This window comes from Sphingomonas sp. PEI4 (assembly GCF_056679955.1).
Map to the genome: position 1 here is coordinate 4,021,262 of NZ_CM155258.1, position 23,367 is coordinate 4,044,628.

Annotated in this window: 22 protein-coding genes and 1 tRNA gene; 12 read left to right on the forward strand and 11 right to left on the reverse strand. The window is 66.0% G+C overall.

The genetic code is table 11. The features are described from left to right. Nucleotides 1-18: 18 nt before the first annotated feature. From AC1MLZ_RS18595 to AC1MLZ_RS18620, 6 genes are all read right to left on the reverse strand, one after another. A tRNA-Lys gene (locus tag AC1MLZ_RS18595) sits at nt 19-94 on the reverse strand. A gap of 156 nt (nt 95-250) precedes the next feature. Continuing rightward, the gene (rodA, locus tag AC1MLZ_RS18600; RefSeq protein ID WP_480959792.1) at nt 251-1,357 is read right to left on the reverse strand and encodes a rod shape-determining protein RodA; all 1,107 of its coding nucleotides are present in this window, start codon (nt 1,355-1,357) and stop codon (nt 251-253) included. A gap of 42 nt (nt 1,358-1,399) precedes the next feature. Further along, nucleotides 1,400-3,442 (reverse strand): penicillin-binding protein 2, encoded by a 2,043-nt coding sequence (mrdA, locus tag AC1MLZ_RS18605; protein ID WP_480961606.1) that lies wholly within the window; start codon nt 3,440-3,442, stop codon nt 1,400-1,402. A gap of 26 nt (nt 3,443-3,468) precedes the next feature. Then, nucleotides 3,469-3,999, reverse strand: a complete 531-nt coding sequence (gene mreD, locus AC1MLZ_RS18610; RefSeq protein WP_332745490.1) for a rod shape-determining protein MreD — start codon at nt 3,997-3,999, stop codon at nt 3,469-3,471. Between the two features lie 10 nt (nt 4,000-4,009). Next, on the reverse strand, nt 4,010-4,882 hold the full coding sequence (locus AC1MLZ_RS18615; RefSeq protein ID WP_480959793.1) for a rod shape-determining protein MreC: 873 nt from the start codon (nt 4,880-4,882) through the stop codon (nt 4,010-4,012). A gap of 106 nt (nt 4,883-4,988) precedes the next feature. Further along, nucleotides 4,989-6,032, reverse strand: coding sequence for a rod shape-determining protein (locus AC1MLZ_RS18620; RefSeq protein WP_055878614.1), 1,044 nt, complete (start codon nt 6,030-6,032; stop codon nt 4,989-4,991). A 173-nt stretch (nt 6,033-6,205) separates the two neighbouring features. Between AC1MLZ_RS18620 and mutL the strand changes: the two genes are divergently transcribed. Then, nucleotides 6,206-8,008: a DNA mismatch repair endonuclease MutL gene (mutL, locus tag AC1MLZ_RS18625; RefSeq protein ID WP_480959794.1), complete on the forward strand. Its 1,803-nt coding sequence runs from the start codon at nt 6,206-6,208 to the stop codon at nt 8,006-8,008. A 120-nt stretch (nt 8,009-8,128) separates the two neighbouring features. Here the strand turns inward: mutL and AC1MLZ_RS18630 are convergent, their stop codons facing one another. Further along, nucleotides 8,129-8,476, reverse strand: a complete 348-nt coding sequence (locus AC1MLZ_RS18630) for a hypothetical protein (RefSeq protein ID WP_480959795.1) — start codon at nt 8,474-8,476, stop codon at nt 8,129-8,131. 313 nt (nt 8,477-8,789) lie between these two features. Between AC1MLZ_RS18630 and AC1MLZ_RS18635 the strand changes: the two genes are divergently transcribed. The 10 genes from AC1MLZ_RS18635 to AC1MLZ_RS18680 all read left to right on the forward strand — a co-directional run bounded on the left by AC1MLZ_RS18635 (nt 8,790) and on the right by AC1MLZ_RS18680 (nt 16,997). Then, entirely contained in the window at nt 8,790-9,107 is a 318-nt protein-coding gene (locus AC1MLZ_RS18635; protein WP_480959796.1) for a hypothetical protein, read from the forward strand. Nucleotides 9,108-9,276: 169 nt separating this feature from the next. Beyond that, on the forward strand, nt 9,277-9,522 hold the full coding sequence (locus AC1MLZ_RS18640) for a hypothetical protein (protein ID WP_480959797.1): 246 nt from the start codon (nt 9,277-9,279) through the stop codon (nt 9,520-9,522). 154 nt (nt 9,523-9,676) lie between these two features. Further along, nucleotides 9,677-10,045, forward strand: coding sequence for a 30S ribosomal protein S13 (rpsM, locus tag AC1MLZ_RS18645; protein ID WP_333994044.1), 369 nt, complete (start codon nt 9,677-9,679; stop codon nt 10,043-10,045). An 84-nt stretch (nt 10,046-10,129) separates the two neighbouring features. After that, entirely contained in the window at nt 10,130-10,519 is a 390-nt protein-coding gene (rpsK, locus tag AC1MLZ_RS18650; RefSeq protein WP_031395237.1) for a 30S ribosomal protein S11, read from the forward strand. 115 nt (nt 10,520-10,634) lie between these two features. Then, nucleotides 10,635-11,705, forward strand: a complete 1,071-nt coding sequence (locus AC1MLZ_RS18655; protein ID WP_031395236.1) for a DNA-directed RNA polymerase subunit alpha — start codon at nt 10,635-10,637, stop codon at nt 11,703-11,705. A 249-nt stretch (nt 11,706-11,954) separates the two neighbouring features. Continuing rightward, nucleotides 11,955-12,377, forward strand: a complete 423-nt coding sequence (gene rplQ / locus AC1MLZ_RS18660) for a 50S ribosomal protein L17 (RefSeq protein ID WP_480959798.1) — start codon at nt 11,955-11,957, stop codon at nt 12,375-12,377. A 240-nt stretch (nt 12,378-12,617) separates the two neighbouring features. Then, on the forward strand, nt 12,618-14,174 hold the full coding sequence (guaA, locus tag AC1MLZ_RS18665) for a glutamine-hydrolyzing GMP synthase (protein WP_480959799.1): 1,557 nt from the start codon (nt 12,618-12,620) through the stop codon (nt 14,172-14,174). Nucleotides 14,175-14,551: 377 nt separating this feature from the next. After that, entirely contained in the window at nt 14,552-15,376 is an 825-nt protein-coding gene (bla, locus tag AC1MLZ_RS18670; protein ID WP_480959800.1) for a subclass B3 metallo-beta-lactamase, read from the forward strand. Nucleotides 15,377-15,381: 5 nt separating this feature from the next. Next, nucleotides 15,382-16,059, forward strand: a complete 678-nt coding sequence (locus AC1MLZ_RS18675; protein ID WP_480959801.1) for a DUF969 domain-containing protein — start codon at nt 15,382-15,384, stop codon at nt 16,057-16,059. Beyond that, a complete protein-coding gene (locus tag AC1MLZ_RS18680; protein ID WP_480961607.1) occupies nt 16,056-16,997 on the forward strand; it encodes a DUF979 domain-containing protein in 942 nt (313 codons plus the stop codon). The genes AC1MLZ_RS18675 and AC1MLZ_RS18680 overlap by 4 nt, the downstream gene beginning before the upstream one ends. Here the strand turns inward: AC1MLZ_RS18680 and AC1MLZ_RS18685 are convergent. Genes AC1MLZ_RS18685 through AC1MLZ_RS18700 form a run of 4 tightly spaced genes read right to left on the reverse strand, consistent with a single transcriptional unit; the run spans nt 16,976 to nt 20,139 of the window. Next, complete coding sequence (locus tag AC1MLZ_RS18685) at nt 16,976-17,467, reverse strand: cupin domain-containing protein (protein ID WP_480959802.1); 492 nt, start codon at nt 17,465-17,467, stop codon at nt 16,976-16,978. The two genes, AC1MLZ_RS18680 and AC1MLZ_RS18685, sit on opposite strands and share 22 nt — an antisense overlap. Then, nucleotides 17,467-18,564: a Gfo/Idh/MocA family protein gene (locus AC1MLZ_RS18690; protein ID WP_480959803.1), complete on the reverse strand. Its 1,098-nt coding sequence runs from the start codon at nt 18,562-18,564 to the stop codon at nt 17,467-17,469. Before AC1MLZ_RS18690 ends, AC1MLZ_RS18685 begins: the two co-directional genes overlap by 1 nt. Further along, entirely contained in the window at nt 18,564-19,466 is a 903-nt protein-coding gene (locus AC1MLZ_RS18695; RefSeq protein ID WP_480959804.1) for an alpha/beta hydrolase, read from the reverse strand. Before AC1MLZ_RS18695 ends, AC1MLZ_RS18690 begins: the two co-directional genes overlap by 1 nt. A 58-nt stretch (nt 19,467-19,524) precedes the next feature. Then, complete coding sequence (locus tag AC1MLZ_RS18700; RefSeq protein WP_480959805.1) at nt 19,525-20,139, reverse strand: gluconokinase; 615 nt, start codon at nt 20,137-20,139, stop codon at nt 19,525-19,527. A 234-nt stretch (nt 20,140-20,373) separates the two neighbouring features. Between AC1MLZ_RS18700 and AC1MLZ_RS18705 the strand changes: the two genes are divergently transcribed. Then, on the forward strand, nt 20,374-23,349 hold the full coding sequence (locus AC1MLZ_RS18705; protein WP_480961608.1) for a glycosyl hydrolase family 28-related protein: 2,976 nt from the start codon (nt 20,374-20,376) through the stop codon (nt 23,347-23,349). Nucleotides 23,350-23,367 lie beyond the last annotated feature (18 nt).

Below are 23,367 nucleotides of genomic sequence, written 5' to 3' on the forward strand. Positions count from 1 at the left end.
TTGATTTGTTATGGAAAATGGTGGACGCACTTGGGCTCGAACCAAGGACCCGCTGATTAAGAGTCAGCTGCTCTACCAACTGAGCTATGCGTCCATTCCCGGGCGGTTTTGAGTGGCGCCCTGGTGTGGCGCCCCGCTGCTGGAGGCGCGCTGTTAGCAGACTCATCGGGGGCCGCAACCCCCTTTTCGTCGATCCGAGTCCGTTTTGGTCGATCAGGCCGTTTTTTTGCCCATTAAGTCCGGTTTTGGCTCACCAGCCGACCGTCTTGCGGTTCTGGCGGTCGATCGACATCAGGATGCCCAGGCACAGCAGCACGGTCATCTGCGCCGAGCTGCCGAAGCTCACCAGCGGCAACGGAATGCCGACGACCGGGGCGAGGCCCATCACCATCATCAGGTTGATCGCGACGTAGAAGAAGATCGTCGTGGCGAGGCCCGCCGCGGTGAGCCTGGCGAAGCGGCTGTTGGCGCGCTGGCCGACCTCGATCCCCCAGCGGATCACCAGCAGGAAGGCGAGGATCAGCAGGCAGCCGCCGACCAGCCCCCATTCCTCCGCCATCGTCGCGAAGACGAAGTCGGTATGGCCTTCGGGGAGGTAGTCGAGGTGGCTCTGCGTACCCTGGAGGAAACCCTTGCCCCAGATCCCACCCGAGCCGATCGCGATCTTCGACTGGCTGATGTGATAGCCGGTGCCGAGCGGGTCGCTCTCGGGATCGAGGAAGATCAGGATGCGGTTGCGCTGGTAATCGTGCAGCGCGAAGTTGATCGCCAGCGGAATCGCCACCGCCGCGGCGATCGCGCCCCCCACGAACAGGCGCAGGGGAACGCCCGCAAGGAACATGACGGTCGCGCCGCCCGAGCAGATCATCAGCGCGGTGCCGAGATCCGGCTGCTTCATCACGATCGCCGCGGGAATGCCGATCAGCAGCACAGCGGGCCAGACCCCGCCGAACCGGCGCGTCTCGCCGGGCGGGAGCATGTCGTAGAACTTCGCCGCCGCCAGCACGATCGCTGGCTTCATGAACTCGGACGGCTGGAGGCGTATGAACCCGAGGTCGAGCCAGCGCTGCGATCCCCCAGAGACCTTGCCGAGGATCTCGACCGCGATCAGCGACAGCACGATCAGCGCATAAGCGGGCAGCGCGGCGGCCTTCCAGGTGCGCTCGGGGATGTAGGACAGCCCCATCGCGCCGGCCAGCAGCACGAAGAAGCGGATACCCTGCGACAGCGCCCAGGGCCGCAGCGAGCCGCCCGCCGCCGAATACAGCACGACCTGCCCGAAACAGCCGATCGCGACGACCAGGATGATCACCAGCCAGGGCAGCTTGGCGAGCGGTTCGGGGACGATACGGTTCATCGCTTGCGCTCGGTACGGTTCATCGCGTGCGCTCGATACGGTTCACGGCTGGCGGTCCCTTGAATCATCTTCGGCGACCGTAGCGCCGGGCGTGGTGAGCGCTTCCTGCGTGGCATTGGCCATGTCGGTGGCGTTGACCACCGCAGGGGCGTCGCTGGGCACGATCGCGTCGGTCTTGGTGGCGATCGCCGCGGGCGGGGCGGATTGCGCCTTGCGGTACGCCTCAGCAGTCGCCGCCATGCGCGTGCGGATATCGCCACCCCAGGTCGGTTCGACCTCGGCGAGCGACTTCAGCGCACGCTCGCGGTCGAGCATATAGGTCATGATGTCGCGGCCGATCATCGGCGTGTCGAGATTGCGCACGGTGTGGCCGTTATGCTCAAGCACGACCGCGAGCGCATAGCGGGGATTGTCGGCGGGCGCGAAGCCGATGAACAGCGCGTGGTCGCGCATCTTGAACGGCAGTTGCCCGTTCTTGAGCACGCCCGACCGCCGCTCCGCCATCGTGATGCGGCGGACCTGCGCGGTCCCGGTCTTGCCCGCGATCGCGACGCCGGGGATCAGCAGCTTGGCCGCGCCACCAGTGCCGCCCTGGTTGATCACCCCGAACATCGCGTCGCGGACCAGCGCGAGATGCTCGGAATCGATCGCGAGGGCAGGGGAGTCGCGGTGGACGTGGTTCGCCAGGATGCTCGGCTGCAAGGCGCGCCCCGATGCGATGCGCGCCGCCATCACCGCAAGCTGCAACGGATTGGCCAGCACATAGCCCTGGCCGATCGACGCGTTGAGCGAATCCGCGACCGTCCAGTCATGCTTGTATTTCTTCAGCTTCCACGCCGGGTCTGGCACCGTCCCGTAGCGCTGCGTCGAGAAGGGCAGGTCGAACTTCTGCCCCATGCCCAGCGTCCGCGCGACCGGCGCGATCGCGTTGTAGCCGACCCGCCGCGCCATCTCGTAGAAATAGATGTCGCAGCTCTGCATGATCGCGTTCTTGAGATCGAGCGGACCATGGCCGCTTTTCTTGTGGCAATGGAACACGCTGGTCCCGAGCCGCATCGCGCCCGAACAATTCACGCGCGTCGACGGATCGACGCCTGCGTTCATCAGCGCGAGGCCGTTCATCGGCTTGACCGTCGAGCCCGGCGGATACAGCCCCTGTGTGACCTTGTTCATCAGCGGCACGTGATCGTCGTCGCTCAGCATCTGCCATTCGAGATGGCTGATCCCGTCCGAAAAGCTGTTCGGATCATAGGCCGGCATCGACACCATCGCGAGCATCTCGCCGGTGCGGCAGTCGAGCACCACGACCGATCCGGAGTTGGTGCCAAGGCGGCGCGCGGCATATTCCTGGAGGCCTGCGTCGATCGTCAGGCGCGCGGTCTTGCCCGGCACGTCGGGCTTGGTCGCGAGTTCGGCGACGAGCTTGCCGCGTGCCGTCACCTCGACCCGCTTGGCACCGGCGACGCCGCGAAGTTCGGCCTCCAGCATCTTCTCCAGCCCGTCCTTGCCGAGCTTGAAGCCCGGCGTGACGAGCAGCGGGTCGCGCGTCTTCTTATACTGCTCGGCATTGGGCACGCCGACATAGCCGGTCAGGTGCGCGACCGCGGCGCCCGCCGGATAGCTCCGCGCAAACCCGCGGGTGGGCGCGACGCCGGGCAGTTCGGGCAGCCGCACGCTGACCGCGGCAAACCGCTCCCAGTCGAGATTCTCCGCGACCTGCACGGGCTGGAACCCGGCGGCATGTTCGAGGTCGATCGCGATCCGCTCGACTTCCTCGGGCGGCAGCTGGAGGATGCGACCGAGCAAAGGCAGCACGCGCTCCTTGTCGCGGAGGCGATCGGGGATGATGTCGACACGGAAATCGGTGCGGTTGTTGGCGATCGGCACGCCGTGGCGGTCGACGATCCAGCCGCGGCGCGGTGGCAACAGCGTCATGTTGACGCGGTTGCTTTCCGACATCGCCGTGTAGCGCTCGTTCTGCGCCACCGACAGCCACGCCATCCGCCCGGCAAGCATCAGCCCGACGCCGCCTTGCGCCGCGCCCAGCATCCACGCGCGGCGCGAGAAGCTGTACGCCTGCGACATTTCGGTGACGATCCGCGGGGTATTCCTCACTCGGCGCCCCGTTTGTTCTGGATCGCAGCGACGATCCGCGCGGCGAGCGGAAACATCAGGATCGTGACGGCGATCTGCGCAATCAGGATGGTGTCGACATGCGCGCCGACCGGCACCGCGATGAAGCGGCCGACCAGGATGCACGCCGCGATCAGCCCGCCGGCGATCAGCCAGTCCTGCCAATAGTCGCGGAAGGCGAGCCGCTGCTCGATCATGTCGATCGCAACGAACGCTAGCGACCACATCAGCACCGCGCTGCCGAGCGGCTGGCCACTGACGAGATCATCGAAAAAGCCGAGCGGCGCAGCAGCCCAGGGCCTGAACGCGAACCGCGCGAGCAGCCGCCACGCGAGCAGCATGACGAACCCGAACGGCGGCAGCAGCGGGATCGTCGCGACCACCGGTATGATCGTGATCAGCGATCCGGCCATCACCGTCGCCCAGGGAATCGCGCGCGATCGGCCGGCGGGGATCTTGGTCTCGAACGGCTTGTAATCGACGCTGTCGACGACGCGGGCCCTGCTCATCGTAGCGCGCTCATTGCTGGGTCACCGGTCGGGGTGGCGGCACCGGCATGAACATCCGCTCGACCAGCGCGAAGTCGAGCGTATCGGGATCGGCGAACGCGCGCGCCATCACCGAGTCCGACCCCGCCCTGGTCACGCGCGCGACGGGCACGCCGGGTGCGTAGATGCCGCCGGTACCGGTGGTCACGAACAGGTCGCCTGCATTGAAGCGGACGTTGGTCGCGTTGACCGATCGGATGTCGATCATCCCGTCGCCGCGCCCCGCCGCGATCGCCGGCAGGCCGTCGCGCGTGCGGCGGACGGGGACGATGCTGTCGCCGTCGCTGAGCAACAGCACGCGCGCGGCGTTCGGCCCGGTCTCGACGACGCGTCCGATCAGTCCGTCCGGGCCGCGTACCGGCATGCCGGGCAACACGCCGTTCCACCGTCCGGCGTTGAGCAACGCATACCGCCGCCCGCTCGACGCGCTCGAACTCACCAGCCGCGCCGTCACGACCGGCGCGGTCGAGCGTTCGCGGATCGCGAGCAGGCTGCGCAACCGTCGATTGTCATAGGCGATCGTCCGTGCGCGCATCAGCAGCGCCCGGGTGCGGTCGCGATCGGCCCGTAGCGCGACGTTCTCCTGCTTCACGAAGAAGTAATTGCCGATCGCATCGGGGATACCGGAGATCGACGACCCGACCGTCGCGAGCCCCGTCGAGACCGGCGTGGTCACCCCCGCGACGCCCATGCGCAGCGCGGAAAACGCCGGCGGATTGAACGTGGACGCGACGAGCAGCACCAGGCCCACCACCGCACCAGCGACGGCGAGCACATAGCCCATGAACACACCATATTGCCGACGTCGGGAAAACCCCGTCCGCCGGTCGCGGGCTGGCGCCATGCGCCTGTCCCCCTGTCTCGGGCGCCGCCGAAGCGCTGGGGGACCTACCCCTGCGACTCGGTCGACGCGATTTCGTGTCCGCGTGTCTTAAAGCAAATCCAACCTCTTAGCCGCTCATCAGCACGCCGCGGAACAGCGGATCCTCGAGCGCACGGCCGGTGCCGAGCGCTACGCAGGTCAGCGGATCCTCGGCGACCGTCACCGGCAACCCCGTCTCGTCACGCAGCACTTCGTCCAGCCCCTGCAGCAACGCGCCGCCGCCGGTGAGCACGATGCCCTGGTCGACGATGTCCGCGGCCAGTTCCGGCGCGGTGTTCTCCAGCGCGACGCGGACGCCCTCGACGATCGTCGCGACCGGCTCGCTCAGCGCCTCGGCGATCTGGCCCTGGTTGATCTGGATTTCCTTGGGCACGCCGTTGACGAGATCGCGGCCCTTGATCTGGATGATCATGCCGATGCCGTCGACCGGCGGCTTGGCGATGCCGACCTCCTTCTTGATCCGCTCCGCCGTCGCTTCGCCGATCAGCAGGTTATGATTGCGGCGGACGTAGCTGACTATAGCCTCGTCCATCTTGTCGCCGCCGACGCGCACCGACGTGGTGTAGGCGAGCCCACGAAGCGACAGCACTGCGACTTCGGTCGTGCCGCCGCCGATGTCGACGACCATCGAACCGATCGGCTCGGTTACCGGCATGTCCGCGCCGATCGCGGCCGCCATCGGCTCCTCGATCAGCCACACCTGCGATGCGCCCGCGTTCGACGCGGCATCGCGGATCGCGCGGCGCTCGACCTTGGTGGAACCCGACGGCACGCAGATCACGATCTCGGGCCAGCGTGCGAACTTACGCGGGCCGTGCACCTTCTGGATGAAATACTTGATCATCTGCTCGGCGACGTCGATGTCCGCGATCACGCCGTCGCGAAGGGGCCGGATCGCTTCGATGTTGCCCGGCGTCTTGCCCATCATCATCTTGGCGTCGTCGCCGACCGCCTTGACGCGCTTGATCCCGTTGATCGTCTCGACCGCGACCACCGACGGCTCGTTCAGGACGATGCCGCGGCCACGGACGTAGACGACGGTGTTCGCGGTGCCGAGGTCGATCGCCATGTCGTGCGACATGAACTTGAAGAAACGCGAGTAGAAGGCCATTCAATCAGGGTCCCGTAATCCTGGCCGCCGGACGGGCGAACCACCACCAAAAACATGCGCACACACACATCATCTCGCGGAGCCCGCCGGTGTTTTCGAGCACCGGGTGCCTATACTATATAAGTGGCGTTTGCGGGTCGCGGGATGCCGTCGCTTGGTCTAGACGCAAACCCATGTCAATACGGCGTCTCCCCGAGCATCTAGTCAATCGTATCGCCGCCGGTGAAGTGGTGGAAAGACCCGCCAGCGCGTTGAAGGAGTTAGTCGAAAACGCGATCGACGCAGGCGCAGGCCGGATCGCGATTCTCCTTGTAGAAGGAGGCACTTCGCGGATCGAAGTCGCCGATGACGGGTGCGGAATGACCCCCGCCGACATGGCCTTGGCACTCGAACGCCACGCCACCTCGAAACTTCCCGACGAGTTCATCGAATCGGTCGTGACCCTGGGCTTTCGCGGCGAGGCGTTGCCTTCGATCGCGAGCGTCGCGCGGCTGACGATCGAAAGCCGGATTCGCGGCGCAGAAGGCTGGTCCCGAACCGTCGACAATGGCCGCGTCGAGCGCGAGGGCCCCGCCGCGCTCCCGCCCGGCACGCGCGTGGTGGTCGAGGATCTGTTCGCCCGCGTTCCCGCCCGCCGCAAGTTTCTCCGCTCCCCCCGCGCCGAATACGCCGCCTGTCTCGACGTCGTCCGCCGGCTCGCGATGGCCCGTCCGGACATCGGCTTCACGCTGGAACATGACGGTCGCCGCGCGCTGTCGGCGATGCAGGTCGAGGACCGGCCGGGCAGGGTGGCGACACTCACCGACCGCGCACTTGCCGATAATTCGGTCGCGATCGACCTGGAGCGCGAAGGCCTGGTCCTTGGCGGCGTCGCCAGCCTCCCGACCTATAATCGCGGCATCGCCGACCATCAGTATCTCTTCGTCAACGGCCGCCCGGTAAAGGACCGCCTGCTGATGGGCGCGATCCGTGGTGCCTATGCCGAGATGCTCCCGCGCGACCGCCACGCCGTCGTCGCGCTGTTCCTCGACATCCCCACCGACCAGGTCGACGTCAACGTCCACCCCGCCAAGACCGAAGTCCGCTTCCGAGACCCCGCAATGGTGCGTGGCCTGATCGTCTCCGGCCTCCGCCGCGCGTTGGATGCGGCGGGCCACAGAAGCCAACGCGCCAGCGAGTCCGCCCTGTCCATGTGGCAACCCGAAAACTCCTCTCCCCCCAGGGGAGAGGAAGGGGCCCGTCCGCAAAGCGGATGGGAAGGTGAGGGCACGCCCCAAAGGCTACCGCTAGAAAACCGCAGCTACGGCTCAGTCAACGATTCCCGCCCAACCTTCTTCGCCGCTCCCCCACAGGCAAGAGCTGACCCAGCCTGGACGCCCCCACCCCAAACCACAGCCTTCCCCATGGGCGCAGCCCGAGGCCAGATCGCCAAGACCTACATAGTAGCCGAAGCCGAAGACGGCCTCGTCCTCGTCGACCAGCACGCCGCCCACGAACGCCTCGTCCTCGAACGCATGCGCGCAGCCCTGATCGGCGGCACCATAGCGAGCCAGGCCCTCCTGATCCCCGAAGTCGTGGAACTCGACGAATCCGCCTGCGACCGCCTCGAGTCCCGCGCCGAAGAACTGTCGGAGTTCGGCCTCGACCTCGAACGCTTCGGCCCCCACGCGATGCTGGTCCGCGCCACCCCCGCGCTCCTCGGCCAAAGCGATCCCAAGGGCCTCGTCACAGACCTGGCCGACGAACTCGCCGCCTTCGACGAAGCCCTCTCCTTGAAGGAGCGCCTCGACGCAGTAGCCGGCACGATGGCCTGCCACGGCTCCGTCCGCGCCGGCCGCATATTGTCGGTCCCCGAGATGAACGCCCTTCTCCGCGAAATGGAAGTCACCCCGCACTCCGGCCAATGCAACCACGGCCGCCCGACCTGGGTGAAGCTCGCACACGGCGACATCGAGAAGCTCTTTGGCCGTAAATGAGGGCTTACGGGTTTTTCTCTGTGCACATAGTAGCAGGACGATATAAAGCGCTCGAAATGACCGCAACCGCCCAATTATCGCCGGTCATCGTGCCGCAGGTCGCTCCCGGAAGCGGTCGTTTCAGGCGGACCAGCAGCCGAGCGGCGATCCGAAAATGCCGGGTGCGCCAAGGTTGTCCACGTCAGCCCCCCAAAAGCACAGGAACCTGTCTTTCTCGGACTGATATATGAGCCAGTATCCCTCGGAATGAGCCACGCACTGCCCGGTGATGGTGACACCAACATTCGCATCTGGAAAGCCGGGCTCATCAACCTTGGCGGTCACAAGGAACGGGGCGCAGACTGCCTCGCGTAGCGCCCGCTCCAAGCCCGCAGTGTAGCTTTCGGCATCCTGTCCCACACCGACATACACGTCGCTAACATCAGACATTTGCGCGTCGAGGCGCGCTAACGGATTGAACGAAGCCATCATCGCCTCCTGCAAGAAGCAACGGTATCCACGATGTCCGCTTTGCCCGCAATGCAGACCTAAAAGTCGCCGTTCCGCTTTCCTCCTAGTCGGGACGTTCCCTTTCGCGGTAACGCGCTTGCTTTCTGTGCACCGACTTGGGTGAAGCTCGCCCACGGCGACATTGAGAAGCTGTTCGGCCGGAAATGACGGGATGCGCGCAGGTCGGTCGCGGTAAGCCTCGTTACGATTTTCCGTCTTTCGCCGGTACCGTTGCGACGACGGAACAACCTGTTCTTCCGAGTGTTTTCCGAACAGTAACAGGGAGAGTACAATGTCAGATTACCGCACCACCGATACCGTCGTCGTCAAACGCCGCAGCCCGGGCACGACGATCGCGATCGTCCTGCTCGTCATCGCCGTGATCGTCGGCCTGCTGTTCGCGACCGGCTTCTGGAGCGCGGACGTCACCAAGAGCGGTGCGCTTCCCGAAGTCTCGGTCAAGGGCGGTGCTCTGCCCAAGGTCGACATGGACTCGAAGGAAGTCGTCGTCGGAACGTCGAAGACGACGGTCGAGGTCCCCAAGGTTAAGACCGAAACCGAAACCGTCGATGTGCCGACCGTCGGCGTCAAGGACAACGGCGAAAAGTAATTCGCTGACTACCGCGATACGAAGGCCCCTGCCGTCCGGCGGGGGCCTTTTTTGTATCTACGGTGCACCGTGGATGTCCGCGAGAACGGACCGGGTCGCCGGATGAACGCTTGTCCCAGGCGTCGTCTCAGGCATGGCACCAGCCGCGAGTTGTCGCCATAGGGGCAATATGGACGCTCTCTCCCTATTCGGCCTAGCCGCGGTATCCTTCACCCTGCTATGCTACGCCAAGGAAGCCGGTTCGCACTGGTGGACGCTCGGCTTCGCGTTCGGGTGCGTGCTCGGCTCGATCTATGGGTTTCTCCAGGGCGCGTGGCCGTTCGGGGTGGTCGAGCTCATCTGGACGGTGGTCTCGTTCCGCCGCTGGCTGAAGATGCGCCGAGCCGTGGCTGTCCCCGCGGAACCGCTCGCTTGACACTGCGTTCGCCCGCGCCTAGTTGAACTCTCCCCGACACGACGGTTCCGGCGGCGCTTGCTTGCGTTCGCCGCTATCGTGCGTTTCGGTTCATCGCTAAGAGATGGGGTTCGTGCAGCCATGCCGGACCTCGTGGAGCAGGAGAACCAAGTTCATGGCACGTATCGCGGGTGTTAATATCCCGACCAACAAGCGCGTGGTGATCGCGCTGACCTATATTCACGGCATCGGTTCGACCAAGGCCAAGGAAATCGTGACGAAGCTCGGCATCGCCGACACGGCACGCGTCCAGGACCTGACCGACCAGGAAGTCCTGCACATCCGCGAGACGATCGACGCCGATCACACCGTCGAGGGCGATCTGCGCCGCCAGACCTCGATGAACATCAAGCGCCTGATGGATCTCGCCTGCTATCGCGGCCTGCGTCATCGCAAGGGCCTCCCGGTCCGCGGCCAGCGCACGCATACCAATGCGCGCACCCGCAAGGGCAAGGCCAAGCCGATCGCCGGCAAGAAGAAGTAATCCACTTTTTCAATGGATTACTCCGCCGGCGCTGGTCCCAACGGGCCGCCCGGCGTCATGCAGATACAGGTCAGGAAATACACCATGGCACGCGAACCTCAGCGCATTAAGCGGCGCGAGCGCAAGAACATCACCTCTGGCGTCGCTCACGTGAATGCCAGCTTCAACAACACGATGATCACGATCACCGATGCCCAGGGCAACGCGATCTCGTGGTCGTCGGCGGGCGCAATGGGCTTCAAGGGCTCGCGCAAGTCGACTCCGTACGCGGCCCAGGTCGCAGCGGAAGACGCCGGCAAGAAGGCCGCCGAGCACGGCGTCCGCACGATCGAAGTCGAGGTCAAGGGCCCCGGCTCGGGTCGCGAATCGGCACTGCGCGCACTTCAGGCAGTCGGTTTCCAGATCACGTCGATCCGCGACGTGACCTCGATCCCGCACAACGGCGTTCGCCCTTCGAAGCGTCGTCGCGTCTGATTTCTCCGACGTTGTCCGCGCACGGTTGACCCTGATCAGGTCGAACGCGCGTCGCGGATGCATTTTAATGGCCGGCGGAAGTCCTTTTCGTCGGCCCCCAAATTAGGGGAAGCATGTGTCTGTCAACGCAAAGAACTGGCAGGAACTCAAGAAGCCCAGCGGCCTGGAGAAAAAGGCCGGTGGCGACACCAAGCGCAAGGCGACTTTCATCGCCGAGCCGCTCGAGCGTGGCTTCGGCCTGACGCTCGGCAACGCGCTGCGTCGCGTGTTGCTTTCGTCGCTGCAGGGTGCCGCCGTCACCTCGATCAAGATCGAGAACGTGCTGCATGAGTTCTCGTCGCTGGCCGGCGTCCGCGAGGACGTGACCGACATCGTCCTCAACGTGAAGCAGATTGCGATCCGCATGCAGGGCGAGGGGCCCAAGCGCCTCCAGCTCTCGGCAACGGGTCCGGGTGAAGTCAAGGCCGGCGACATCGCCGTCTCGGGCGACATCGAGATCATGAACAAGGATCTCGTGATCTGCCACCTCGATGAGGGTGCGACGCTCAACATGGAGCTGACCGCCGACATCGGTAAGGGTTACGTGCCCGCGACCGCAAACCGTCCGGCCGATGCGCCGATCGGTCTGATCCCGGTCGATGCGCTCTACTCGCCGGTACGTCAGGTTTCGTACAAGGTCGACCCGACCCGCGTCGGTCAGGACCTGGATTACGACAAGCTGACGCTGACGATCGAAACCGACGGCACGATCACCCCGGAAGACGCAGTCGGCTATGCCGGTCGCATCCTCCAGGACCAGCTCGCGCTGTTCGTCCACTTCGACGATTCGTCGGTCACGCGTTCGTCGGCCCCGATCGGCCAGGCAGCACCCGCTGCCGGTGGTGCGGAGCCCGCAGGCGACACCCAGCAGATCAACCGTTACCTTCTCAAGAAGGTCGACGAGCTGGAATTGTCGGTGCGCTCGGCGAACTGCCTAAAGAACGACAACATCATCTACATCGGCGATCTGGTCGGCAAGACCGAAGCCGAGATGCTGCGTACGCCTAACTTCGGCCGCAAGTCCTTGAACGAGATCAAGGAAGTGCTGTCGTCGATGGGTCTTCGCCTGGGCATGGAAATCCCCGGCTGGCCACCTGAGAACATCGAAGAGATGGCCAAGAAGCTCGAGCAAGAGATAATGGGCTAAGGCCAAGTCGCACCGGGTTAGCGCAAGCTAACCCGGAGACGACGCCAGCCTGGCCGGCGGGTTTCACCCGACCGACGACGCGGCTTGCCGCGGCGCCACCCGGTTGAAGACGAAGAAGGAAGGACCGAGGAAGCGTCGTTGGCGTAACCTTATCCTGACCTTTGAACTACGGCGATCGGTCGCGGCCTTAACGGCGACCAGCTCCTGGGTACCTCACACGGCCCCCGAACGAACGAAAAGGTATTAAACATGCGCCATCGCGTAGGCGGCCGTAAGCTTCAGCGGACCTCGGCCCACCGTCTTGCTCTCTTCCGCAACATGAGCGCCGCGCTCATCAAGCACGAGCAGATCACCACCACCGTCGCCAAGGCGAAGGAACTGCGTCCGTACATCGAGAAGCTGATCACGCTCGCGAAGAAGGGTGGCCTGTCCAACCGTCGTCTCGCGCACGGCAAGCTGCTCGACGATGCGCAGCTGATCAAGTTGTTCGACACGCTGGCGACCCGTTATGCGGATCGCAACGGCGGCTACACCCGCGTCATCAAGGCCGGTATCCGCATGTCGGACGCCTCGCCGATGGCCGTCATCGAGTTCGTCGACCGCGACGTCTCGGCGAAGGGCCAGGACTCGGGTCCGGTCATGAACGACAGCGAGTACGACGAAGCAGCGTAAGTCTATGCTGCAGGAGCGCTGAGCTTCCGATCCTCCCCCGCCAGGGGGAGGTGGCAGGCACAGCCTGACGGAGGGGGAGGTAAGGGCAACTTCGGTTGCGTATCCTCCCCCTCCGTCACCTTCGGCGCCACCTCCCCCTTGCGGGGGAGGATAAGATTTCACGCCGGTTTAGAGGCCGCGTTTCCCATCCGGGAGGCGCGGCCTCTTTCGTTACGGGTCCCATCCGGCTATGCGCCCGACATGGAGCACCCAGACAGCATTCTCATCGTCGATTTCGGCAGCCAGGTAACCCAGCTGATCGCCCGGCGCGTTCGCGAAGCCGGCGTCTATAGCGAGGTCGCCCCCTTCCAATCTTCCGAAGCCGCGTTCGACCGGATGCAGCCGAAGGGTATCATCCTCTCCGGCGGCCCCGCATCGGTGACGACGATCGACAGCCCCCGCGTCCCGCAGCGCTTCTTCGAGGCGGGCATCCCGATCCTCGGCATCTGCTACGGCCAGCAGGTCATGTCCGCGCAGCTCGGCGGCAACGTGATCGTCTCGGGCGACGGCGGCGAGTTCGGCAGCGCGTTCATCGACATCAAGAGCGACTGCACCTTGTTCGACGGCCTCTGGGCCGAAGGCGAACGCCACCAAGTCTGGATGAGCCACGGCGACAAGGTCGATGCGATCCCCCCCGGCTTCACGCCCGTCGCGACCACCACCGGCGCGCCCTATGCGATCGTCGCCGACGAGGCGCGGCGCTTCTACGGCGTGCAGTTCCATCCCGAGGTCGTCCACACCCCCGATGGCGGCAAGCTGATCGCGAACTTCGCACGCCACGTCTGCGGGCTCAGCGGCGACTGGACGATGGCCGAGTTCCGCGAGACCAAGATTGCCGAGATCCGCGCGCAGGTCGGCAAAGGCCGCGTCATCTGCGGCCTGTCCGGCGGCGTCGACTCCGCGGTCGCCGCGGTGCTGATCCACGAGGCGATCGGCGAGCAGCTCACCTGCGTCTATGTCGACCACGGCCTGATGCGCGCCGGCGAGAGCGAGCAGGTCGTCAGCCTGTTCCGCGGCCACTACAACATCCCGCTGATCCACGTGAACGTCGAGGAGCTGTTCCTGACCGGCTTGGCCGGCATCACCGATCCCGAGCTGAAGCGGAAGTTCATCGGCAAGACCTTCATCGACGTGTTCGATATCGAGGCAAAGCAGCTCGGCGGCGCTGAGTTCCTGGCGCAGGGCACGCTCTATCCCGACGTGATCGAGAGCGTCAGCTTCACCGGCGGCCCCTCGGTTACGATCAAGAGCCACCACAATGTCGGCGGCCTGCCCGAGCGCATGCACATGAAGCTCGTCGAGCCGTTGCGCGAACTGTTCAAGGACGAGGTCCGCGAGCTGGGTCGCGAACTCGGCCTGCCCGAGATATTCGTCGGTCGTCACCCGTTCCCCGGACCCGGCCTAGCGATCCGCATCCCCGGCGAAGTCACCAAGGAACGCTGCGACATTCTCCGCAAGGCCGATGCGATCTACCTCGAGGAGATCCGCGCGGCGGGGCTGTACGACACGATCTGGCAGGCATTCGCGGTGCTGCTCCCGGTCCGCAGCGTCGGCGTGATGGGCGACGGTCGCACCTACGACAACGTGCTGGCGTTGCGCGCGGTCACCTCGACCGACGGCATGACCGCGCAGGCGTTCCAGTTCCCCGGCGACTTCCTGCCGCGCGTAGCCACCCGGATCATCAACGAGGTGAAGGGCATCAACCGCGTCACCTACGACTACACCTCGAAGCCGCCCGGTACGATCGAGTGGGAATAAGCTAGGTCGCATGGACGTTCGGTTTGGTTCGGTTCGACAAATTCAACTTGGCTTCCGTCATGCCGGACTTGTTCCGGCATCCACGGTGCCGCAGAATCGATAGACTCTGGTTTGCGGAACGGTGGACCCCGGAACCAGTCCGGGGTGATGGAGCGAGTTGGTAAATGGCGCGGCCACGAAATACCGAGTGTCGATCCGTGCTAGTTAAGTAAAAATGTATTCGATCCTCCCCCGGCAGGGGGAGGCCGAAGGTGACGGAGGGGGAGGACACGCAACAGATGGCATCGCTTACCGCCCCCTCCGTCAGGCTACGCCTGCCACCTCCCCCTGGCGGGGGAGGATCGCGAGGCTTTCGCGCAAGATCTTTAGTCGGCGTCTTGGCGCTTGCCGCCAGCGCGCCGCTGCTCCTCGGTGCCGCCGATCCGCCCGCCTGGACGCGCCCCCAAACCCCGTTCCCGATCGCCGGCCCGATCACCTATGTCGGCAGCGAAGGCATCGCGGCGTATCTGATCAAGACCAGCGCAGGGGCGATCCTGATCGACGGCACGCTCGCCGAGAATGCAGGCATGATCGGGCGCAATATCGAAAAGGCCGGCGTCCGGCTTCGCGACGTGAAGCTGATCCTCGTCACCCACGCCCACTTCGACCATGCCGCTGGCGTGGCCGCGCTCAAGCGGGCGACCGGCGCGCGCGTCTTCGCTGGTACAGGCGACGTCCGCGCACTCGAAACCGGAGTGCCACCCGGCGAGACCAACTACGGCGCCATCCGCTTCCCACCCGTCCACGTCGACCGCGGTGTCCGAGACGGCGAGACGGTAACCCTCGGCACCACCACGCTGATCGCACGCGCGACACCCGGCCACACGCCCGGCTGCACGACCTGGACGATGCGTATCGCCGCCAGGCCGCGCCCGCTCGCCGTCGTCTTCCCGTGCAGCGTCAGCGTCGCAGGCAACCGGCTGATCGGCAACCGCGCCTATCCCGGCATCGTCGCCGACTACCGCCGCAGCATCGCGATGCTCGGCACGCTGCGCGCCGACATCGTCCTCCCGTCGCATCCCGAACTCGCCGACGTGATCGTCAGGGGCAAACGTCGCAAGGCCGGCGACACGGCCGCGTTCGTCGACCCCATGCTGCTCCCGAAGATCGTCGCGAAGGCCAAGGTCGCGTTCGCCGCCGATCTCGCCAAGCAGGCGCGCTAGACGCCATGCTGGTCCTGTGCGGCATCGCGGTGATCGTCGCCGGCTTCCTGCTCCGGTTCAACCCGTTGCTGGTCGTCGCGGTCTCCGCGCTCGTCACCGGCCTCGCCGCTGGACTCTCCCCGCTCGCGATCCTCGCCGCGTTCGGCAAGGCGTTCAACGAGAACCGCTATGTCACGGTCATCTACATCGTCCTGCCGGTGATCGGGCTGCTCGAACGCCACGGCCTGCAGGAGCGTGCGCGGCTCGCCATTGCCAAGCTCAGAGGTGCGACGGTCGGCCGCCTGCTGATCGGCTATCTGCTGTTCCGCCAGCTTACCGCAGCCCTCGGCCTGACCTCGATCGCCGGCCCTGCACAGAGCGTCCGTCCGCTCGTTGCGCCGATGGCCGAAGCCGCCGCCGAAGCGCAGGGCGTCGCGCCCGGCGGCGACCATATCCCCGCGATGGCCGCGGCAACCGACAATATCGGGCTTTTCTTCGGCGAGGACATCTTCATCGCGATCGGCTCGATCCTGTTGATGAAGGGTGTCCTCGAAGGTTACGGCATCGTCATCCAGCCGCTCCACCTCTCGATGTGGGCGGTTCCCACCGCGGTCGCTGCGTTCCTGATCCACGGTTTCCGCCTATGGCTGCTCGATCGCCGACTGGCGCGGGCCCAGCGGCCGGCCCAGCGGTCGGCCAAGTGATCGGCACCGGCTTCATCTACGGCGTCGCCGGCCTGATGTTCGCAGCGTTCGCCATCCTGAGCGCGACCGACCGCACTAACCGGAAGCGCTTCGGGAATGCGGCGTTCTACGCGGTGCTGGCAATCAGCTTCCTGCTCGGCGGGCGGCTGGGTGATGTCGGCAACGGTGTTCTCGTTCTGGCGCTCGTCGCGATCGCCGGATCGGGCGCAATGGGTCGCGGCGGGCGGGCTACCACCACGCTCGACGAACGGCGTGTCGAGTCCGCGCGGGTCGGCAGTCGGATATTCCTGCCCGCGCTGATCATCCCGGCCGCAGCACTCGGCGGGACGGTCGTGTTCCGCGCCGTACCCAGCCTCGTCGACCCGAAGCAGGCGACGCTTGTCGCGCTCACCTGTGGCGTCCTGATCGCGCTGGTCGCGATGCACCTCTGGTTCCGCCCCCGCATCGCCACGCCGCTCGCCGAAGGCGTGAGGCTGATGGACGCGATCGGCTGGGCCGCCGTGCTCCCGCAGATGCTGGCGAGCCTTGGGGCGGTCTTCGCGCTGGCCGGTGTCGGTGACGTGGTCGGTGGTCTGGCCGGCCACGCAATCCCCGAGGGCAGCCTGATCGGCGCGGTGCTTGCCTATACGCTCGGCATGGCGCTGTTCACGATGGTGATGGGCAACGCATTCGCCGCGTTCCCGGTGATGGCGGCGGCGATCGGCATCCCGCTGCTCGTGCGGCACTATGGCGGCGACCCTGCGGTGGTCGCGGCGATCGGCATGCTCAGCGGGTTCTGTGGCACGCTGATGACGCCGATGGCGGCGAACTTCAATCTCGTCCCCGCCGCCTTGCTCGACCTCCAGGACAAGAACGCCGTCATCCGCGCGCAGATACCGACCGCGCTGCCGTTGCTCGCGGTCAATATCGGCCTGCTCTACTGGCTCGGCTTCCGCTGACCTGACGTCCTGATCTTCGTCCCGAGCATGACCAGTTTCCCGTCGATGCCGAACCAGTGCGGCACCCCCGCCGGGATCAGGAATACGTCGCCGACCACAAGCTTCCGCGTCGTGCCGCCCTCGATCCGGTCGCCCTCGACAAGTCCCGGAAAGCGCAGCTTCGGCGCGACCAGCGTACCGCCCGAGACCAGCGTCCCCGAACCCGCCATAACGATCGCATATTCGGCCTCGTCGGGATGAACCGCAGGCTTGCCCGGCGCCTTCCAATATTCGAGCGCGGCGCTCGTCCCGTTCGCCTCGACCAGCGGCGCCATGGCGAACCCCTGGCCCGGTTTCATCGTCTTCTCCAACGCCGCGATCCGCGCGCGAACGTCGGCCGAGGCAGCAAAGCTCGTTGGATCGCTGGCGGTCTGGGCGGACAGGGGGGAGGCGGCAACCAGGGCCACCGCAGCGGCGAGCAGGGGCCGCATCACAGCTTCACCGTCCGGCCTTCGCGTGCGGACCGGTAGATCGCCTCGACGATCCGCATGTCGCGCAGGCCCTCTTCCCCCGAGACGATCGGCTCGCGCCCGTCGAGAATGCACTCCGCCAGATGATCGAGCTGCCCGGCGAACTGCGTCTTGCCGGGACCGGGCGGGGGGCTCGCGATCTCGGTCTCGCGCCCGTCGCGGCCGGTCCACATGTGGTTGCCGTCATAGCGCGTCGCCGGCTCCAGCTCGATGCGGCCCTTGTCGCCCATCAGCAGGACGTGATTCTGGTTGGCGCTGTACATCGACTGGCAACCAGCGATCGCGCCCGAGGGGAATTCGAGCGTCCATTCGATCATGTCCTCGACCTCGCGGAAACGCGGATCGCGGCGATCGGTGGATTCGCGTGCGGTGACCGCGATCGGCTCCTCGCCGGTCATGTAGCGCGCGGCCTGCAGGCTGTAGATGCCCATGTCCATCAGCGAACCGCCGCCGGACAGGGCGCGCTTCAGCCGCCACTTGTTCGGGTCACCCTGGACGAAACCATGCTCCGAGCGGACGTAGCGGATCTTGCCCGCCGCACCCGACTTCGCCAGCCGCATCGCCTCGAGGTTGAACGGCTCGAAATGGCAGCGATAGCCGATCATCAGCTTCTTGCCGGCGGTCTTGCACGCGCGGATCATCGCCTCGCACTCGGCCACCGAAATCGCCATCGGCTTTTCGCACATCACGTGCTTGCCGGCCTTCGCCGCGCGGATGGTGTATTCGGCATGCATCGAATTGGGCAGGCAGACATAGACGATGTCGACGTCCGGATTGTCGCGGATGCGGTCGAAATCGGCGTAGGTATAGATCGACCGCTCGGGCACGTCGTATTTGGCTGCGGTCGCGAGCGCCTTGGTCCGGTCGCCGCTGACCAGCGCGGTCACGCGCGAATGCTCGCAATTGACGAACTGCGGCAGGATCGTCTGCAACCCGTAATAGCCGAGCCCGACGATCGCATAGCCAAGCTTCCGATCGGGGGCCGCGCGGGCCACGCCGCTCGACGTGGCGGCCAGCGTTGCCGCGGCGACCAGGAGATCACGCCTGCCGAATTCCATCAGGGTTCCTTTCGAGAAACTGGGGGTATCTTCGCCGATCCGTGCGGGATGAGCCAGCCTCCGTCCCCCAGCCAGTCCGCCAGCCGATCGGGCCAGTGCTGGATCGAGATGCGCTCCGAATGCGTGCCCAGATTGAACGCGTGATCGGTGTCGGCGTACAGATGCAGTTCGGCCGAAACGCCGGCGCTGCGAAGTTGCGAATAGAGCGTCATCGCCGATGTCGCGCAACATTGGTCGAGCGAGCCCGCGACGAGGAAGGCGGGCGGTGCGCCCACGGGAGCCTTGGCCGGCGTGCCAAGCGGCCCCGGATAGACGAGGATCTGGAAGTCGGGTCGTGCGCTCACGCGGTCGATCGCGTCCTTCGGTGACTGCGCCGGGGCTTGATTGTCGGCCACGAGCGACACGAGCTCGCCCCCCGCCGAAAAGCCCATCGCCCCGATCCGCGTCGGATCGATCGCATAATTGGCGGCATGCGTGCGGACCCAACGGATCGCACGCCTGAGATCGGCCGCCGCATCGCGCTCGATATCGTAGGACGAGCCGGAATCGCGGGCGAGGCGGTATTTCAGGACGAATGTCGTCACGCCGTAGCGGTTGAGCGCTTTCGCCGGCACCTCGCCCTCATTGACCAGCACGAGCATGCGGTGACCGCCGCCGGGCACCACGATCACCGCTGCGCCATTGGCGTGACTGGCGGCGGCGCGGTACACGGTCAGCGAAGGGTTGTGGACGTTGCTGACATAGCTGTCCTTGACCGTCTCGGCTTCGGTGCGCCGCGCTTCCGATCCGGGCGCCCCGTTCGGCCAAAGCGGGATCGCGGGCGCGGGCGCGGGCGCCGGTTGTGCCATCGCAACCGCCGGCGCCGCAAACACGATCAGGGCGAAGGCGGCGCGTATCGACATGAGCAATCCCCGAGCGCACCCTTGCCCGGGCGCTGTCTGTGATCACAGGTTGTCGGCGTCATTCGCCTGCGTGGCTACTACGACCTTGGTCGTGGTTTGCCGGTGGGCATGGGGCAGACGTCTCGCGCCGGATCCAGTCCAGCGCGGCGGCGCATAGCCGGTCTGGCGTATCCTCCGCATCGAGCGTGATCGCGCGCTCGTCCGCGCCCAGCTTTTCCAGAACGTCGAGTTGGCTCGCGAGCAGGCTGGCGGGCATATAATGGCCTGAGCGATCGACCAGTCGCCGTGCGAGTTCGTCGCGGTCGGTCGTGTCGAGGAACACGAACAGCAGCGGCATCCCGAGTGCGTGCGACAATCGATCGCGATAGACCCGCTTCAGTGCCGAGCAGGCGGCGACCGCGGTGCCCTTGGCGTTTGCCGCATCGTGGAGTCCGGCGGCGATGCGATCGAGCCACGGCCAGCGATCGTGATCGTCGAGCGGATGGCCGGACCGCATCTTCGCCACGCTTTCGGCGGAATGAAACGAATCGCCTTCGAGGAAGTCGCAACCGAGACGCTCCGCCAGTGCGGCGCCGAGCGTCGACTTGCCGCTGCCGCTGACGCCCATGACGATGACGGCATAGAGCGCATCGTCGTTGCGGGGTTCGCGGGTCGGTTCGGGGTAGGCAGGCACTGGCTCTCCATACGCTGAGCGCGGTCGGTTCGTCACCCTCTGTATCGGGCGCCGGCCCGGGATTGCCTACTACGACCTTCGTCGTGATCGCTTCCGAAGGGGTGGTGTACTACGCCGGATCGCAGTTCGGGCGATGCTGTACGGCGCGCTGCACAACAAACTTCGGGTGACCCAGTGAAACTGACGCTAAACGCTGCCATCGCGCTGCTTGGAACGTCGGTTCCCGCGTTGGCCATGCCTGGAACGCCGTCGCATTCGGTGTTCCTTACCGCGCCCGCCGACCCGCGTGCAGTGACGGTGCGAGGGCGCGGCGACGGCCGAACCGACGATACCGCAGCGATACAGGCCGCGATCGACAGCGCGGCGAGCGCGAAGGGTGGCGAGGGGATCGTCTTCCTGCCCGCCGGCCGCTACCGCATCTCTCGAACCATCTTCGTCTGGCCCGGCGTGCGGGTGTTCGGCACCGGCAGGACGCGACCCGTCATCACGCTCGGCGCGGCGACACCCGGTTTCCAGACCGGGGTGGCGAACATGCTGTTCTTCACCGGATCGCGTGCCGACAGCCGCAGCGCGCCGCCAAAGGTGCCGGTGTCGCCGCGCACCAGTGTGCCGTTCGATCCGACGATCGGCGATGCGAACTCCGGCACGTTCTACTCCGCGCTCAGCAACGTCGATTTCGAGATAGGCGACGGCAACCCGGCGGCCACCGCGGTCCGCTTCCATTTGGCGCAGCATGCCTATCTGAGCCACATCGATTTCCACATCGGTTCCGGACTGGCCGGGATCTATCAGGTCGGCAATGTCGGGCAGGACCTGCGCTTCTATGGCGGGCGCTACGGCATCCTCAGCGAGAAGACGTCGCCCGCATGGCAGTACACGTTGCTGGATTCGTCGTTCGAGGGCCAGCGCGACGCCGCGATCCGCGAGCATGAGGCCGGGCTGACGCTCGTCAACACCAGCATCCGCAACGTCCCCGTGGGGATCGAGATCGACCGCGGCTATGGCGACTGGCTATGGGGCCGCGACGTGCGGTTCGAAAACGTCTCGGATGCCGCCGTCGTCGTCAGCAATGAGGACAACGTCTACACGCAGATCGGTTTTCAGGACGCCACCGCCAGCGCCGTGCCGATCTTCGCGCGGTTCCGCGACAGCGGCAAGACCGTGGCTGGCCATGGCGCTCGATACCGGGTCAAGGCGTTCACCTACGGCCTGACGCTGCCGGGTCTCGGCGCGACCGGCAAGTACGAGACACGCGTCGATGCCGCCACGATCTCCGCGATGCCCAGGCGAATACCGCCGGCGATCCGCTCGCTGCCACCCGTCGCGCAGTGGTTCGACGTGCGGGGCGCGGGTGCGAAGGGCGACGATGCGACCGACGATACCGCGGCGATCCAGCGGGCGATCGACACGCACCGCGTGGTCTATTTCCCGACCGGCTTCTACCGCGTCTCCAATACGCTGAAGCTGCGGTCGGACACCGTGCTCATCGGCCTGCACCCGGACATGACCCAGATCGTGCTCGCCGACGACTCGCCCGCCTTTCGCGGCATCGGTGCGGCCAAGGGCCTGATCGAAAGCGCGAAGGGTGGCGCCGCGATCGTCTCCGGTATCGGCCTGACCACCGGCGGCATCAATCCGCGAGCCACCGCCCTGCTATGGAAGGCCGGCGCGGACTCGCTGGTCGACGACGTCCGCTTCCACGGCGGCCACGGCACCAGCCGCGCCGATGGCAGCCGGATCGATCCGTACAACGCCAACCACACCGGCGACGCCGACCCGCGCAAACGTTGGGACGGGCAATATGCCAGCCTGTCGGTCACCGATGGTGGCGGCGGCACGTTCAACAATCTCTGGACGCCGAACACCTTCGCCGCCGCCGGCCTTCACGTTTCGAACACCAGCACGCCGGGGCACGTGTACGAAATGTCCGCGGAGCATCACGGTCGCGCGGAGATCGTGCTCGACGGCGTGAAGAACTGGGAACTCCTCGCCCCGCAGACCGAGGAGGAGGCGGGCGAAAGCCGCACTGCGGTGTCGCTCGAAATCCGCAACTCCAGCAACATCCTGGTCGCCAATTACCACGCCTACCGCGTCACCCGCTCGCTCGAGCCGGCCCCGACTGCGGTGCGACTGTATAATTCGGACGATATCCGCTTCCGCAACGTCCATGTAAATGGCGAAAGCGGATTACCGTTCTGCGACGCCGATGGATGCAGCACCGATCTGCGCGCGAGCAAGTTTCCGTACGAGAACGCGGTCCAAGACATGACCACCGGGCTGGAGGTGCGCGAACGCGAGTTCGCGGTGCTGGACGTGAAGCGCGGCGCCGTACCGGTCGCTGCTGCGGCCGGCCCGGTCGTCCGAAAGCTCGAAGACGGGTTCTACTCGATCGCGGGGGCGGCGGTGGATGCCAGGGGCAAGCTCTACTTCGTCGAGCATAACACGCACCGCATCTACGGCTGGACGGCAGGCGAGGGGCTTTCGGTCGCTGCCGACGCACCGGTCGATCCGGTCAATCTCGCGGTCGATCGCTCGGGTAATCTGATGGTGCTGTCGTCGGACGGCGCGGCGGGCACGATGTACAGCATCAAGCCAGGCGATCCCGACAGCATCGCCGTCATCGCGCCGACGCCGGCCGTTCAACACCGCAATGCCAGCGTCGCGCTGCCGGGCAATTTCTGGGTCAACGGCGAGTTCAAGGATCAGATCGATCCCACCACCTATCAGTTCACCACCCTCGGCGAGATGTTCGCGCGCGACATGGCCGTCCCCAAACCCCGCGAATATGTCTCGCCCGATGGTTCGCTGGTCCTGCCCGCTTACCGCACCGTGCAGCAGGGCCCTCCCAACCATCTCGGCTGGCGGTTCTCGGACGCACTCGACACCTACGGTTTCGTGAAAACCAAGGTCGGCGAGCGCGTGTTCGTCAGCAACGGCTCCGAAGCGAAGACCTATAGCGGGCTGGTCGGCGCAGGCGGCAGCGTCACCGATCTCAAGCCGTTCGCCAACCGTGGCGGGGAAAGCGTCGCGGTCGGCGCCGATGGCCGCGTGTATCTCGCCAACGGTCAGGTGTTCGTCCATGCCGCGGATGGCCGTGAGACCGGCCGGATCGACGTGCCCGAACGCCCGCTGCAACTGATCTTCGGCGGCGCGAACGGACGCACCTTGTTCATCCTGACGCATCACGCGCTGTACGCCGTCGAAACGTGATCGGGCTTGGGGCACCGC

Coding starts and splice junctions, on each gene's coding strand:
- AC1MLZ_RS18675 (WP_480959801.1), top strand. CDS start 15,382: ATGCTGGTCCTGTGCGGCATCGCGGTGATCGTCGCCGGCTTCCTGCTC.
- AC1MLZ_RS18695 (WP_480959804.1), bottom strand. CDS start 19,466: ATGTCGATACGCGCCGCCTTCGCCCTGATCGTGTTTGCGGCGCCGGCG.
- rpsK (WP_031395237.1), top strand. CDS start 10,130: ATGGCACGCGAACCTCAGCGCATTAAGCGGCGCGAGCGCAAGAACATC.
- mutL (WP_480959794.1), top strand. CDS start 6,206: ATGTCAATACGGCGTCTCCCCGAGCATCTAGTCAATCGTATCGCCGCC.
- AC1MLZ_RS18685 (WP_480959802.1), bottom strand. CDS start 17,467: ATGCGGCCCCTGCTCGCCGCTGCGGTGGCCCTGGTTGCCGCCTCCCCC.
- AC1MLZ_RS18635 (WP_480959796.1), top strand. CDS start 8,790: ATGTCAGATTACCGCACCACCGATACCGTCGTCGTCAAACGCCGCAGC.
- AC1MLZ_RS18690 (WP_480959803.1), bottom strand. CDS start 18,564: ATGGAATTCGGCAGGCGTGATCTCCTGGTCGCCGCGGCAACGCTGGCC.
- AC1MLZ_RS18630 (WP_480959795.1), bottom strand. CDS start 8,476: ATGGCTTCGTTCAATCCGTTAGCGCGCCTCGACGCGCAAATGTCTGAT.
- AC1MLZ_RS18615 (WP_480959793.1), bottom strand. CDS start 4,882: ATGGCGCCAGCCCGCGACCGGCGGACGGGGTTTTCCCGACGTCGGCAA.
- mrdA (WP_480961606.1), bottom strand. CDS start 3,442: ATGTCGCAGGCGTACAGCTTCTCGCGCCGCGCGTGGATGCTGGGCGCG.
- mreD (WP_332745490.1), bottom strand. CDS start 3,999: ATGAGCAGGGCCCGCGTCGTCGACAGCGTCGATTACAAGCCGTTCGAG.
- rplQ (WP_480959798.1), top strand. CDS start 11,955: ATGCGCCATCGCGTAGGCGGCCGTAAGCTTCAGCGGACCTCGGCCCAC.
- AC1MLZ_RS18640 (WP_480959797.1), top strand. CDS start 9,277: ATGGACGCTCTCTCCCTATTCGGCCTAGCCGCGGTATCCTTCACCCTG.
- rodA (WP_480959792.1), bottom strand. CDS start 1,357: ATGAACCGTATCGTCCCCGAACCGCTCGCCAAGCTGCCCTGGCTGGTG.
- guaA (WP_480959799.1), top strand. CDS start 12,618: ATGGAGCACCCAGACAGCATTCTCATCGTCGATTTCGGCAGCCAGGTA.
- AC1MLZ_RS18705 (WP_480961608.1), top strand. CDS start 20,374: ATGCCTGGAACGCCGTCGCATTCGGTGTTCCTTACCGCGCCCGCCGAC.
- AC1MLZ_RS18620 (WP_055878614.1), bottom strand. CDS start 6,032: ATGGCCTTCTACTCGCGTTTCTTCAAGTTCATGTCGCACGACATGGCG.
- rpsM (WP_333994044.1), top strand. CDS start 9,677: ATGGCACGTATCGCGGGTGTTAATATCCCGACCAACAAGCGCGTGGTG.